12 protein-coding genes and 3 other annotated features are annotated in these 13,777 nt (G+C 42.1%); of the genes, 7 read left to right on the top strand and 5 right to left on the bottom strand.

Annotation, left to right across the window (positions count from 1 at the left end):
- From ACFX4H_RS12590 to ACFX4H_RS12580, 3 genes are all read left to right on the top strand, one after another.
- Positions 1 to 1,182 carry a thiolase family protein gene (locus ACFX4H_RS12590; protein ID WP_377435440.1) on the top strand — a complete coding sequence of 394 codons (1,182 nt, stop codon included), beginning with the start codon at positions 1 to 3 and terminating at the stop codon, positions 1,180 to 1,182.
- 11 nt (positions 1,183 to 1,193) lie between these two features.
- A complete protein-coding gene (locus ACFX4H_RS12585) occupies positions 1,194 to 2,519 on the top strand; it encodes a peptidase (RefSeq protein WP_377435438.1) in 1,326 nt (441 codons plus the stop codon).
- 121 nt (positions 2,520 to 2,640) lie between these two features.
- Entirely contained in the window at positions 2,641 to 4,134 is a 1,494-nt protein-coding gene (locus ACFX4H_RS12580; RefSeq protein WP_283780592.1) for an amino acid permease, read from the top strand.
- A 191-nt stretch (positions 4,135 to 4,325) separates the two neighbouring features.
- Here ACFX4H_RS12580 and ACFX4H_RS12575 read toward each other — a convergent pair whose 3' ends face one another.
- Complete coding sequence (locus ACFX4H_RS12575) at positions 4,326 to 5,270, bottom strand: SDR family oxidoreductase (RefSeq protein WP_377435436.1); 945 nt, start codon at positions 5,268 to 5,270, stop codon at positions 4,326 to 4,328.
- Between the two features lie 76 nt (positions 5,271 to 5,346).
- Positions 5,347 to 5,862 (bottom strand): TetR/AcrR family transcriptional regulator, encoded by a 516-nt coding sequence (locus ACFX4H_RS12570; RefSeq protein WP_377435434.1) that lies wholly within the window; start codon positions 5,860 to 5,862, stop codon positions 5,347 to 5,349.
- A 145-nt stretch (positions 5,863 to 6,007) separates the two neighbouring features.
- On the opposite strand from ACFX4H_RS12570, the gene ACFX4H_RS12565 reads away from it, so the two are divergent.
- Entirely contained in the window at positions 6,008 to 6,643 is a 636-nt protein-coding gene (locus ACFX4H_RS12565; protein WP_249597262.1) for a DUF7010 family protein, read from the top strand.
- Positions 6,644 to 6,683: 40 nt separating this feature from the next.
- On the opposite strand, the gene ACFX4H_RS12560 is transcribed toward ACFX4H_RS12565, so the two are convergent.
- Complete coding sequence (locus tag ACFX4H_RS12560; protein WP_249597263.1) at positions 6,684 to 6,959, bottom strand: hypothetical protein; 276 nt, start codon at positions 6,957 to 6,959, stop codon at positions 6,684 to 6,686.
- Positions 6,960 to 7,069: 110 nt separating this feature from the next.
- Positions 7,070 to 7,290: a binding site (T-box leader), on the top strand.
- A 30-nt stretch (positions 7,291 to 7,320) separates the two neighbouring features.
- Positions 7,321 to 7,542 (top strand) — a binding site (T-box leader).
- A gap of 32 nt (positions 7,543 to 7,574) precedes the next feature.
- Positions 7,575 to 7,796, top strand: a binding site (T-box leader).
- A gap of 59 nt (positions 7,797 to 7,855) precedes the next feature.
- Between ACFX4H_RS12560 and thrS the strand changes: the two genes are divergently transcribed.
- Complete coding sequence (gene thrS / locus ACFX4H_RS12555; RefSeq protein ID WP_377435640.1) at positions 7,856 to 9,763, top strand: threonine--tRNA ligase; 1,908 nt, start codon at positions 7,856 to 7,858, stop codon at positions 9,761 to 9,763.
- On the opposite strand, the gene ACFX4H_RS12550 is transcribed toward thrS, so the two are convergent.
- Together ACFX4H_RS12550 and ACFX4H_RS12545 are read right to left on the bottom strand one after the other, a co-directional pair.
- Complete coding sequence (locus ACFX4H_RS12550; RefSeq protein WP_377435432.1) at positions 9,760 to 10,095, bottom strand: hypothetical protein; 336 nt, start codon at positions 10,093 to 10,095, stop codon at positions 9,760 to 9,762. The two genes, thrS and ACFX4H_RS12550, sit on opposite strands and share 4 nt — an antisense overlap.
- Positions 10,096 to 10,235: 140 nt before the next feature.
- Positions 10,236 to 10,862: a LysE family transporter gene (locus ACFX4H_RS12545; RefSeq protein WP_048689402.1), complete on the bottom strand. Its 627-nt coding sequence runs from the start codon at positions 10,860 to 10,862 to the stop codon at positions 10,236 to 10,238.
- A 234-nt stretch (positions 10,863 to 11,096) separates the two neighbouring features.
- On the opposite strand from ACFX4H_RS12545, the gene asnA reads away from it, so the two are divergent.
- On the top strand, positions 11,097 to 12,092 hold the full coding sequence (gene asnA / locus ACFX4H_RS12540) for an aspartate--ammonia ligase (protein ID WP_483878267.1): 996 nt from the start codon (positions 11,097 to 11,099) through the stop codon (positions 12,090 to 12,092).
- 337 nt (positions 12,093 to 12,429) lie between these two features.
- Complete coding sequence (locus ACFX4H_RS12535) at positions 12,430 to 13,662, top strand: MFS transporter (RefSeq protein WP_241635164.1); 1,233 nt, start codon at positions 12,430 to 12,432, stop codon at positions 13,660 to 13,662.
- The last annotated feature ends 115 nt before the right edge of the window (positions 13,663 to 13,777 follow it).

Here is a 13,777-nt window from a genome sequence, read left to right as displayed (position 1 = left end):
TTGAATGAGGTTGTCATCGTTGCAGGGGCGCGAACTGCAGTTGGATCCTTTGGAAAATCACTCAGGAATGTTAAAGCTACCGAATTGGGCCGTCAAGTATTGGAAGGTTTAATGGAGAATTCCGGTTTGGGTAAAGAAAAAGTCAATGAAGTGATTTTCGGACACGGCTATGTCCACGGAGGCGGACTTAACTCGGCACGAATTTCGTCGCAGCTGGCATGTTTCTCACACAGTGTCCCAGGACACGTTGTAATCAAAGCATGTGGATCAGGTTTAAAGGCCATTACCAACGCCGCTTTAACTATCGCTGCTGGTCAAGAAGACATCATTATTGCCGGCGGAGTGGAGAGCATGAGCAATGTGCCTTATATCGTGAAAAATAGATGGGGCGGTAAATTTGGAAACGTAACGATGGAGGATGCTCTGCTGGCAGATGGATTAATATGTTCCTTGGAAAATGATCATATGGGAATCACTGCCGAGCGCTTGGCTGAAAAATACGGTATCCGTCGTGAAGAACAGGATCAATTTGCTTATCAAAGCCACAAGAAGGCTTGGAAAGCTATAGAAGAGGGTCGCTTTAATAGAGAAATTATTTCGCTTAAAATCAAGGATCGAAAAGGACTTCAAATCTTCAACCATGACGAAGGGGTACGCGAGGACATTCATCTAGATCAACTAGCCAGTCTTCCAGCAGTATTCAAAAATGAAGGAACCATTACGGCAGGAAATGCCTGCCCTATGAATGATGGGGCTGCAGCTGTACTTTTAATGTCCAAGCAGCAAGCAGAAGAAAAGGGATTAAAACCGCTCTTGAAAATAAAAGCTTTCGCCAGTGCAGGAGTTGAACCTGGAGTTATGGGGATTGGACCCGTACCAGCGACTCGAAAGGCATTGGCAAAAGCAGGTCTATCGTTAGAGGATATCGGACTGATTGAACTTAATGAAGCCTTTGCAGCCCAAGCACTTGCAGTGATCAAGGAGTTAGATTTGAATCCGGATATTGTCAATGTCAATGGGGGGGCAATTGCACTTGGTCACCCTGTAGGAGCAACAGGTGTAAAATTGACAGTCACACTGATGCATGAAATGTTGCGTTCACAAGTTAAGTACGGAATGGTAACGTTGTGTATGGCAGGCGGAATGGGACTTTCAGTAATCTATGAGAATATGTGTAATTAAGGAGGATAAACGTGCCGGATATACAAAAACGGATAAACCAATGGATCAAGGATCATCGGGAAGAAGGAACGAATCTATTGCAAAAAATGGTACAAGCCCCGAGCACACAAGGAAATGAAGCGGGGGCACAGGCCATCGTCGCCCAAAAGCTGAAGGAAATGGGTTTGCAGATCGATAGTTGGGAACCTGACGGCGGCGAGCTGAAAAAGCATTCTTATTTCTATTCACCGCGCAGTGAATTTTCCAACAGCCCCAATGTGGTGGGTATCATGAAAGGGACTGGAGGCGGACGTTCCATCATCTTGAACGGACATATCGATGTGGTTCCGGACGGAGACCGAGATCAGTGGGACGACGACCCATATAGCGGAGCGATTAAGAATGGAAGGATGTTTGGACGCGGCGTAACCGATATGAAGGGTGGAAATGTTTCGCTGATTCTGGCGATGCAGGCATTGAAGGAAAATGGTATCCAATTAAAAGGAGATGTCATTTTTCAAAGTGTGATTGAAGAAGAAAGCGGAGGAGCCGGAACATTAGCGGCCGTCCTGAGAGGATATAAAGCCGATGCCGCCCTGATCCCTGAACCGACGAATATGAGAATCTTCCCGAAACAGCAGGGTTCGATGTGGTTCCGAATCCATGTTAAAGGCCGGTCAGCCCATGGCGGAACAAGGTATGAAGGCGTTAGTGCGATTGAAAAAAGCATGACTGTCATCAATCATATTCGTGCCTTGGAAGAAAAGCGAAATGCACGTATCAGTGATCCGCTTTATCAGAACACGCCCATTCCGATTCCAATCAATCTAGGTGTCATTGAAGGCGGTAATTGGCCGTCATCCGTTCCCGACCTTGTGAAAGTCGAAGGAAGGATGGGTGTTGCGCCGGAAGAAACGATGGAGCAGGCGAAAGACGAAATGGCTGCCTGGTTGCTTCAGCTCGGGGAAGCGGACCAATGGTTCAAGGAAAACCCGCCCGTATTGGAATGGTTCGGGGCACGCTGGGTTCCAGGGTCAATTGATGTCGAGCACGAACTGATGAATGCACTTGTTCATCAATATCGGCAGGTTGCCGGACAGGACCCGGTCATTGAAGCCTCCCCTTGGGGAACGGACGGGGGATTGCTGACACATGTCGGTGAAACGCCAGCAATCGTTTTCGGACCGGGAGTAACCGAGGTTGCCCACTATCCAAATGAATACATCCTGCTCGACAACGTGTTCTCCACAGCCGAAATCATTGCGCTCACTCTAATTCAATGGTGTGGAATGGAGACTGAGCAGGATGGGGTCACCCAATCTGGGAAGAGGGAAGCTATACCAGGAAATGGCAATTGAACTGGATGGCATCCCAGCAAGTGAAGCGAACGATTAAGTCTTTCACAAAGCGGTTGTTAAAAAACTCTTTTATTCTTGAACTTTTAACTTTAAAAGAAAATGAGGTAGGAACCTTATGGACATGAATCTCATTGATAATGAAGAACCGACAGTTAAAAGGAATCCCATTGATAATCAAGAACCGACAGTTAAAAGGCAACTGAAAGCAAGACATATGACCATGATTGCCATTGGCGGTTCAATAGGAACCGGATTATTCCTGGCGAGCGGGGCAACCATCCAGAGCGCAGGGCCCGGCGGTGCCCTCGCTGCCTATGCCTGCATTGGGATCATGGTTTATTTCCTGATGACGAGCTTAGGGGAAATGGCGACGTATATGCCTGTGTCGGGATCCTTTTCCACCTATGCCACACGCTTTGTTGATCCCGCATTCGGCTTTGCACTTGGCTGGAATTATTGGTTTAACTGGGCAGTCACGCTTGCCGTGGAAATAGCTGCAGCAGCCATCATCATGAAATTCTGGCTCCCTGATGTACCCAGCCTGATATGGAGTGCCTTATTTCTTGGAATCGTCTTCACCCTCAACGCCCTATCCATTAAAAGCTATGGTGAATCTGAATATTGGTTTGCACTAATAAAAGTCATTGCCATCATTTGCTTCATCATTATTGGTTTATTGACCATATTGGGGATTTTTGGCGGAAAGGTGATCGGATTTGAAAACTTCACCATGGATGAGGCACCATTCAAGGGAGGATTTTTATCAATCATCTCAATCTTTCTAATCGCGGGATTTTCTTTTCAAGGAACTGAACTTGTTGGTATTGCTGCCGGGGAAAGTGAAGAACCCGAAAAAAATGTTCCGAATGCGATCCGCCAAGTATTTTGGCGCATCCTCTTATTTTACATCGGGGCCATCCTGATACTCGGCCTCTTAATACCTTATACAAGTCCAAGTTTGTTGAACGGAGATGTCGAAAACATTTCTGTAAGCCCTTTCACGCTTGTCTTTGAACGGGCAGGACTGGCATTCGCGGCATCCGTCATGAATGCGGTTGTGTTAACCTCCTTACTATCCGCAGGGAACTCGGGGCTATATGCATCAACGCGGATGTTATGGTCGATGGCAAAAGATAAACAAGCTCCCAAATTCCTGGCTAAAGTCAACCGCAGGGGAATCCCGATGAATGCTTTGATTATGACATCCATAATTGGGGGATTCGCCTTCTTGACCTCCATTTTCGGGGACCATGTATTTACATGGCTATTGAATGCATCCGGGCTGACTGGCTTCATCGCCTGGATTGGAATCGCCATAAGCCATTATCGCTTTAGACGTGCCTATGTTGCACAGGGTGGTGACCTAAACGAATTGAAATATAAAGCAAAATGGTTTCCATTCGGTCCGATTCTTTCATTCACCCTGTGCATGCTCGTCATAGCAGGACAGAATTATGGAGCATTCCTAAGCGGCAGCATCGACTGGTATGGCGTCGCCGTCTCCTATATCGGATTACCGATATTCCTGGCAGTCTGGTTAGGATATAAGTTTTATCACAAGACCAAATTAATAGCATTGAAAGATTGTCAATTCGATAAATCAGATGTGGCTTGATACCAATGGAAAAAACCTGAGCTCCCCTTTGGGAACTCAGGTTTTTTTATGAAGATTTGTATCGAAATCGAATTATATCTACGAAAATCGAAATATCTGCGAAAATAGGAATATATCAGCGAAAAACGGAATATATCTCCGAAAATCGAAATATATCTACGAAAATCCAGTTATATCTCCGAAAGAGACAATTATCTCATTAAAGTTCGCATTGTTTCTTCCATTCCTTCTTTGTATGGAGTTTTAGGGATGGGGCCGATGCGTTTTTCATATTTTTCTCCATCCAGGATGAATCCTTCTTTCGTTAAATACATGATTTCCACTACTTCTTTCATGAAAGGGTTGAACAAACCCAGTATCTTAATGATGTTTTTTGTAAGGGGAAAGACCATCTTTTTCTGTCCCGTTACCTGACGGGCAATTTGGATGATTTCGTTTCCGGAAATCAGACCAGGTCCAGGGATGTTCCAATTTTCACCATAGGAGTCGTCTTTTTCTGCTATTTCCACAATCATTTTTGCGGCATCCGGTAAGTAGACATATTCTCTTGGTGTTTTTAAATCCCCGATAAAGACGGTCGTTTTATTTGCAGCTAGGCCATTCAAGGTTGGCTGAAGGTAGGAGTTCTGTGAGGTAGCGCCATAATAATCAGGCAGCCTGACAATCAATGCTTTGGCATTTTTCCATTTTTGGCTGAATATGAGCTTCTCGAATTCAAACCTGATTTGCCCTTTTTTTGTATGCGGCTGTTTTGGATGGTTTTCATCTCCTTTCGCAACTTGGTGCCCATAGATATATATTCCATCCACAATGACAATCTTCTTACCTAAAATATCGGCTGTCTTCATGACACTTTCCCCAAGTGAAAGGAGTTTTGATGCCATCTCTTGATAGGGAACGTTGGCACATTGGAAAATGACTTCCGCATCCTTTGCAGCCTCTACAATTGTTTGGTAATCAAAGATGTCACCGATTCTGTATGATAAGTGTTGCGAATGATCATGCTCTTTCATTAATTGCTCTAGCTTACTTCTTGAACGCCCGAAAGCGATGACTTCTGTGCCCCTTGATAATAATTCTGACACAATGACTTGACCTGATCCGCCGGTTGCTCCTAACACAATAGCTTTCTTCATAGCTTACATCCCCTTTTGATTTATTGATCAATCACTAAATAAACTTTCAAAATAAGGAACCGATGAAAATCGGTTCTTACCTGCCCCCGCCATCCATAAGCTCGGGCATATTGATGAAGTGGGAAATATTGCAGAGTATCCCTCTCGCCAGGAAGGTGGCCACTTGGTCCTCGGCATTCGGAATTCCGGCAGATTGAAATTTTTCAAGTGTGTGATGTCTAATGCTCGCTAACCCTGATCGAGTAGAATTTCTTATTGCGTCTTCCGTCACTGAAAGTCCTATGACCTGAAGCGCAATTTCATTGGGATTGGACTCAGTCAATTCTTCATATACCTTGATCATATGGTTAACAAGGTCTTCGGGCCCTGCTTCAATTTCAAAAGCTTGAAGGATCCTTTCGTATGCCCGGTCCAGAGCCGCAACGAATAAATCCTCTTTAGTTTTAAAGAATTTAAACACATAAGGCTGGGAGATGCCGGCTTTTTCTGCAATTAAGGCAGTCGTTGTATTGTAATAGCCTTTATCTGCAAAAACCTCCAAACCAGCTTCCAGAATGTCTTCTTTTCGATTCTCTTTTTTGGGTCTGGCCATCGGTATCCTCCATATTTTAATTAATTAGTGATTAATCAATCACTAATTAATAACCATAATATCGCAACATGGTAATTTTTGCAATAAGGTATTTAAATCATTTTTTTAAAATTGAATAATTGGGGAGGTGGGGCAATATTATTCTATGTACGATTATACTGTGGATGAAAGGAAACTGATGATGAAAGAGGCGTTTCGCGGTTCTGGAATTGGAGTCATTTTCATGGCGGTCTTCGGAACACTGTGGGCGGGTACCGGTGTAATGGGATTGCAGGGGTGGGGGTTTCCCTATGTGGAACTCGCAGCCATATTCGTGGGAATCATCATGGTTATCGTTGGCATTTCATTAATACATGCATCACAAAAAATGTCCAATCAAGTTTCAGATGATGGGGCAAGACGTCTTAAGCGTATCGGATTTTTGTTTAATATGGTCTTCATTGCCGAAGGTTTGCTGATTGGGATTGCCATTTCCATCTGTAACTTGATCAATCAGACCGATCTTATACCGGGGGTCATCGCCATTATTGTAGGGATTCATTTTTTACCTTTGGCGTCACTTTTCCAAATCAAGGTTTACTATGCAACAGGAGTGCTTCTCTGTTTATTGGCGCTTATCACATGGCTGTTTGTGCCAGACACCGTCATGGTTGGGGAGCATCAAATCCTTGCACCGTTATCATTGCTCGGCTTTGGATGCGCGCTAATACTCTGGACCACTGGACTTACGCTATGGCTTGGAATAAAGAATTCAAGCCGAACGATAGCCGATGAGGAATGAATCAATGAAAAAACCCGTCATGGCGAACGGGTTTTTTCATTTAATTTTTCATCCAGGTCAAGAGCCTGACAATTTGAAATGGTTCATTCCATACGAGAATGAAACTTAAAAGAAAGAATGCAGCCACAGCCAAAAATTTCGACAGTCCTCTTTCATTTTTATACATGGCCCCAAAGCTGCATAACATACCAATTAGCAACGCACCAAATCCTGAAATCATTAGCAGATCGGACGCTTTTGAAAAAGCAAGGGAACAGCAAAATGATAGGATACCAATCACTGCAAATAAGATTGACCAATTGCTTAAACGTTTCATAGAAACTCCTTTTTTACTAATTATACCAATTGGGTGTTAGTAATGAAATGAAAAAAATTGAGGTTGTCACTTATGGGAATATATTGTAATATATATAACAATATAAAATTTTAGAAGCATTAATAAGGACATGAATCATTTTTACGGTCTGCAGAGAGGGAAGGACAGCTGCGAACTTCCTGGCTTAGGAAACTGATTTACCGCCTTTGAGCTATATCGGTGAACAAGAGTAACTGATATCGTCTAAGCTGCGTTACAGCTCCAGAGCCATGAGTATTTTTTGCTTATGGGAAATTGGGTGGAATCACGGGTAAACGCACTCGTCCCTTACATAGGGATGGGTGCGTTTTTTATTATTATAATTATTGCCATGATAAGGACATGAATCATTTTTACGGTCTGCAGAGAGGGAAGGGCAGCTGCGAACTTCCTGGCTTAGGAAACTGATTTACCGCCTTTGAGCTATATCGGTGAACAAAAGTAACTGATATCGTCTAAGCTGCGTTACAAGCTCCAGAGCCATGAGTGTTTTTTGCTTATGGGAAATTGGGTGGAACCACGGGTAAACGCACTCGTCCCTTGCATAGGGATGTGTGCGTTTTTTTTCTATATGAAAATCTGGCGATGATAAGGACATGAATCATTTTTACGGCCTGCAGAGAGGGAAGGGTAGCTGCGAACTTCCTGGCTTAGGAAACTGATTTACCGCCTTTGAGCTATATCGGTGAACAAGAGTAACTGATATCGTCTAAGCTGCGTTACAAGCTCCAGAGCCATGAGTGTTTTTTGCTTATGGGAAATTGGGTGGAACCACGGGTAAACGCACTCGTCCCTTGCATAGGGATGTGTGCGTTTTTTTATTATTAAAAAGGGGTGTTTATGTGATGGGTGAAAAAATGATTAAAGTTAAATTCCCGGATGGGCAGCAAAAGGAGTATCCGCAAGGGATAACAGTGGAAAGTGTGGCAAGCTCAATCAGCCCAAGTTTAAGGAAAAAGGCAGTAGCTGGAAAACTGGATAAGCAGTTGGTTGATCTAAGTCATAAGCTTAATAAGGATGGTGAACTGTCGATCTTGACTCTCGATTCGGTTGAAGGATTACAAGTATTGCGACATACATCGGCGCATGTTTTGGCACAGGCTGTGAAAAGAATTTACGAAAATGTGGAATTAGGGATGGGACCAGTCGTGGAAGACGGTTTTTACTATGATTTTAAGTTAGACCACTCTTTGAGCTCAGAAGATCTGCAAGCCATTGAAAAAGAGATGGAACATATCATAAGTGAAAATCTGGAAATTAAAAGGATAGAAGTGACTTATGAAGAAGCTGTGAAGTTATTCGAGGGGAGAGGGGAGTCATTCAAGTTGGATATAGCAAAGAACATCCCCAATGGTGAAAAATTAACGCTCTATCAACAGGGGGAATTCATCGATCTTTGCAAAGGGCCGCACCTTCCATCCACATCATTTGTAAAATCATTCAAATTGACTCGTGTATCCGGTGCCTATTGGCGGGGAGACAATCAAAATGAAGTTCTCCAAAGGGTGTATGGCGTAGCTTTCCGAAAGAATAAGGATTTACAGGATCATTTTAAATTCCTGGAAGAAGCGGCCAAACGCGATCACCGTAAATTAGGGAAGCAGTTGGAATTATTCATGTTTTCAGAGGAAGCCCCTGGAATGCCATTTTATTTACCGAAAGGACAAATCGTTAGAAATGAATTGGAGAAGTTCTCGCGGGAGCTTCAGACTGAAGCTGATTATGACGAAGTTCGAACTCCTTTCATGATGAACCAGCGGTTATGGGAACAATCGGGCCACTGGGATCATTATCACGAGAATATGTACTTCACTGAGGTGGATCAAACAAAATTCGCGATGAAGCCAATGAACTGTCCGGGTCATATGCTTATTTTCAAAAACAGTCTTTATTCTTACAGGGATTTACCCATCCGGATCGCCGAATTCGGTCAAGTCCACCGTCATGAATATAGCGGTGCATTGAACGGGATGCTGCGTGTCCGTACATTTTGTCAGGATGATGCCCACATCTATGTTCGGCAGGATCAAATCGAAAGTGAAATTAAACAAGTGTTTCATCTGATCGATAAGGTGTATCGCACTTTCGGATTCGATTATTCCGTGGAGCTCTCGACTCGTCCTGAGGATTCAATGGGCGATGATTCCCTTTGGGAAGCTTCTGAAACAGCTTTGAAAAATGTTCTGGAAAGCATCGGGATACAATATCAAGTAAATGAAGGGGACGGGGCATTTTATGGACCGAAAATTGATTTTCATATTAAAGATGCATTAAAACGAAGCCACCAATGTGCAACAATCCAACTTGATTTTCAAATGCCCGACAAATTTGATCTGACTTACATCGCTGAAAATAATGAAAAAGTCCGTCCGGTCGTCATACATCGTGCCATCTTTGGATCGATCGATCGATTTTTTGGAATCCTCATAGAACATTTTGCCGGTGCTTTTCCGGTATGGCTCGCCCCGGTGCAAGTACAGATCATCCCAGTCTCACAAGTTCATCTCGATTATTGTTTACAGGTTCAAAATGCACTGAAGAATCGAGGCATAAGAGTGAAAATCGATGATCGGAATGAAAAGCTGGGGTATAAAGTCAGGGAAGCACAGATGGGGAAAATCCCATATATGCTGGTCCTTGGAGATAAAGAAGAAAAAGAAAATGAAGTAAATGTCCGGAAATATGGGGAACAAGAAGTTGAAAATGTCACAATAGAAACGTTCATCAAGAAAATGGTCCAGCAAATAAAAGAACGCAGCATCTAACAAGAAAGCAGCTTAAATTGGAACTCACGAGTAAAAGGCCGGAATTCACGAGTAAAAGCGAGAAACTCACGAGTAAAAGGCCGGAACTCACGAGTAAAAGTGCGAAACTCACGAGTAAAGTGCAATTCACGAGTAAAAGGCCGAAATTCACGAGTAAAAGCGAGGAACTCACGAGTAAAAGAGAGGAATTCACGAGTAAAAGGCCGAAACTCACGAGTAAATGGAATAAAAAAGACAGCCGAATAAATCGGCTGTTTCTTTTTATCTGCAAATCCATACCCAGCCAACACCAGGAATGAACTAGAGTAGTAGCCGTGATTATAAAAATTCAAGAAATCCTCCCTTTGTGTTTACCCTTTCAGGCTATGAACAATGAGGGATAAGTGTCCGACATGGACAAAGAAGGATAATAAAATAGGCGGCTTATTTTATATAAAAATTTATTCGAATTCACGAGTAAATGCTCGACTTCTTATGTAAATAAAACCTTGGCTGCCTGGATGGCAAAGTATAGGCCGATCCCTATAAGGGATATCCCCGAAATGATCGAGATGCCCATTAGAATGGGTTTGGATAAAAAGCGTCTGAAGGTGCTGGCGATGATGGCCATTATGAAATCCCAGGTTAAGAGGCCGATAAGGATTCCTGAGCTGTACAAAAGTAAATCATCCATATCATATTTGGAAGCGGAGTTTGCGAGAATGGATCCGTAAATCCCCAGCCAAAACAATATGGATAAGGGATTCGAAAGGGACATGATGAATCCTGTCAGGAATGAAGAAAAAAGGGAATCTTTCGCTTTTCGTGCATTCACTTCAATCTTGCCTGCACTTAGCAGACTTTCGATTCCGGTATAGGTCAGGACGAAAAATCCAAAAAGCCATAAAAATGTCTTCATGAAGGAGTTGTCCAAAAAGTGGACGACACCGAAAAAGACGAGGGCTATAAAAACAAAATCCGCTAAAATGGCACCCCAGCCAAATACCCAGGCATGCCAAAAACCCTTCTTGATTCCTTTGTCCAATTGAGCAGCGTTTATGGGACCGATAGGAGCCGCCAGTGATAAACCTAATAATACAAAGCTGAAAAAAACACCCAATTCATCACCTCATCGTTTATACATCTTCGCTTATTTGAATGTATTCAAACATTTGGACTTGTACCACCTTTTTAGTCCTATTTTTTTGAGTTTGGTCCGCCTTGTCTGACCTGGTATTTTTGTAACAACACAGAAAACTCCTTCATACTGTAATTTAGTCAAATGGAAAGACGCCTATTTTAATGCATGCGCTATTCAAAGCGGAATTGGAGGAGAATTATGCCTGAATTATCAATGCCGAATAAATATAAAACAATTCTTGATATCATGCATACTGATATTGCAATTAATGAAATGAAGGATCATTTTGAACAAGGACTTTCAAATGCGTTAAACCTTATTAAAGTATCAGCCCCTTTCGTTTTACATGAAGGTAATGGTATCAATGACAATTTAAATGGTGTGGAGAGGATTCTTACCTTTGATGCTCTGGATATAAAGGATAAACATATAGAAGTGGTTCAATCTTTGGCAAAGTGGAAAAGAATCACTCTTTCTAGGTATGGTTTGGCTTGTGATGAAGGCATTTACACAAATATGAATGCAATAAGACGTGATGAAAAACTGGATCATTTACATTCGTTATTTGTGGATCAATGGGACTGGGAGAAAGTCATAACGAAAGAACAACGTAACGTGGATACATTAATATCCGAAGTGAAAAAAATATATAGTGCCATTAAATCGACCGAACGTTATATGTTTGAATTCCATCATCTGCTTAAGCCTGTGTTACCAGAGGACATTGACTTCATTACGACCCAGGAGTTGGAGGATTTATACCCGGATCTTACTCCGAAGGAAAGAGAGAACGTGGCAGCGAAGAAATATGGTGCAATTTTCATTATGAAAATTGGAGGAGCTTTACAATCGGGGGAAAAGCATGATGGACGTTCACCGGATTATGATGATTGGGATCTAAATGGAGATATCGTTTTATGGAACCCACTTTTGGAATGTGCTTTTGAGGTTTCTTCAATGGGCATTCGAGTAGATGAAAAGTCATTGTTAAAACAATTAAGATTATCCAAAAATGAAAATCGTAAGGCACTCGATTATCATAAGGCCGTATTGGAAGGAAAGCTTCCGTATTCAATAGGCGGGGGAATAGGTCAATCCAGATTATGCATGTTTTTGTTGAAGAAAGCACATATTGGCGAGGTTCAGGTTTCGGTATGGAATGACCAAATAATAGAGGAATGTGAAAAAAGGAATATTATTCTTTTATAAAGACGAAAGCGGGAAACCCATTTTTAAACAGAATGGTTAGACTGTAGGCAAATGGAGTTCTATCCAAATTTATTAACAGAGTTGATTGGAGCGAGCCCCTACGTTCCAATCAACGTGCAAATTTGTACAAGCAAAAAGATAGACCATTCTTAAACAGAATGGTTTTTTGTTTTAAAGGGAATAGGGGTAATTTTGGGAGAAGCGCAACTGAATAAATCTTTCTGCACTATAACATAATAATTTAAGACATCTAATATATGATGCAAAACAAATTGGTCTCACAAATGGTCACCTTTTATGCAATAAGTTGCTTTTATAATGGATGAGGAGTGTAAGTATGGAAGGTCATGAGAAGCAAAATAAAGATGTAAGCGTGTGGTGCCTGATCAGTATGGCATCGATTCCATTGGTTATGACCCTTGGAAATTCAATGCTTATCCCGGTTTTGCCCATTTTCGAGGAAAAGGTGGGGATATCTTCATTTCAATCAAGTATGGTGATAACAAGCTATTCCGTTGCATCCATCTTTTTAATTCCCATTGCAGGTTATTTATCAGATCGATTCGGACGGAAAATGGTCATTCTGCCAAGCTTGATCCTAGCCCTTATCGGTGGTTTGATCGCTGGTTATGCGTCATGGAAAATGGAAAATCCCTATACATGGATTATCATTGGGAGGGTATTGCAAGGGATTGGGGCGTCTGGTGCCTCACCCATCATTTTGCCTTTGGTGGGGGATTTATACAAAGATGATGATGAAAAAACGAGTTCTTGTTTGGGAATCATAGAAACCTCGAATACGTTTGGGAAAGTGCTTAGTCCAATATTGGGTTCCCTGTTTGCTGCATTTATCTGGTTTTTACCATTCTTCTCGATTTCATTCTTCAGTTTAATATCTATTGTTTTGGTCTTTTTCTTTATAAAGGTACCAAAGGAGAAGGATGAGCCGAAGAAATTCAAGGATTTCTGGCATGATACGAAAAAAATATTCAAGAAGGAAGGAAAATGGTTATATACGGTTTTCCTCATTGGTGTCTTTGTCATGTTGGTTTTGTTCGGTGTTCTTTTCTTTTTGTCTGATAATCTGGAAAAAATCCATGATTTGCATGGAATCAAAAAAGGTTTAGTGATAGCGATCCCGCTATTTTTTCTTTGCGTATCTTCTTATGTTGCAGGGAAAAAAATCAAGGGGGAATTACCAATCATGAAAAAGATCATCATGATCAGTTTAGCTGTCCTTTCAATCAGCCTTGTATTTGTCGGTTTTACTAAAAACAGGGTCGTCCTTTTATTGATAATAACGAGCTTGGTAGGCATAGCAATTGGTGCTTTATTGCCGACACTCGACGCAATCATCACTCAAAATATAGAAAAGGAACAGCGGGGGACGATAACCTCCTTCTACATGTCATCAAGGTTCATCGGCGTTGCGGCAGGCCCTCCGGTCATGTCCCTTGTCATGAAAAATCATATCAATATGACCTATATCATTTCTGGGATCATCGGTTTAGGCATCGTATTGATTGTTATGAAATTCATTAGTTCGGACAAAAAAGAAGCTGCTGCCTAATCGGCTTCAATACATCTCCAAAAAGCCGGGCTTTCCCACGGCTTTTTTATGAATCGGGAAATTTTTTTGGCATGTGGTTATAGGCAGAGGGTTGTCACATAAAATGTACAAGTCA

It is taken from the genome of Peribacillus sp. YIM B13477 (genome assembly GCF_042787955.1).
Taxonomy (GTDB): domain Bacteria; phylum Bacillota; class Bacilli; order Bacillales; family DSM-1321; genus Peribacillus; species Peribacillus frigoritolerans.
Note: the sequence above shows the minus strand (reverse complement) of the source record. Positions and strands in the feature narration are given on the sequence as shown.

Excerpts from the sequence above, each read along its gene's own strand:
- ACFX4H_RS12580 (WP_283780592.1), top strand. The coding sequence starts at position 2,641 with ATGAATCTCATTGATAATGAAGAACCGACAGTTAAAAGGAATCCCATT.
- ACFX4H_RS12575 (WP_377435436.1), bottom strand. The coding sequence starts at position 5,270 with ATGAAGAAAGCTATTGTGTTAGGAGCAACCGGCGGATCAGGTCAAGTC.
- ACFX4H_RS12570 (WP_377435434.1), bottom strand. The coding sequence starts at position 5,862 with ATGGCCAGACCCAAAAAAGAGAATCGAAAAGAAGACATTCTGGAAGCT.
- ACFX4H_RS12565 (WP_249597262.1), top strand. The coding sequence starts at position 6,008 with ATGTACGATTATACTGTGGATGAAAGGAAACTGATGATGAAAGAGGCG.
- ACFX4H_RS12560 (WP_249597263.1), bottom strand. The coding sequence starts at position 6,959 with ATGAAACGTTTAAGCAATTGGTCAATCTTATTTGCAGTGATTGGTATC.
- thrS (WP_377435640.1), top strand. The coding sequence starts at position 7,856 with ATGATTAAAGTTAAATTCCCGGATGGGCAGCAAAAGGAGTATCCGCAA.
- asnA (WP_483878267.1), top strand. The coding sequence starts at position 11,097 with ATGCCGAATAAATATAAAACAATTCTTGATATCATGCATACTGATATT.
- ACFX4H_RS12535 (WP_241635164.1), top strand. The coding sequence starts at position 12,430 with ATGGAAGGTCATGAGAAGCAAAATAAAGATGTAAGCGTGTGGTGCCTG.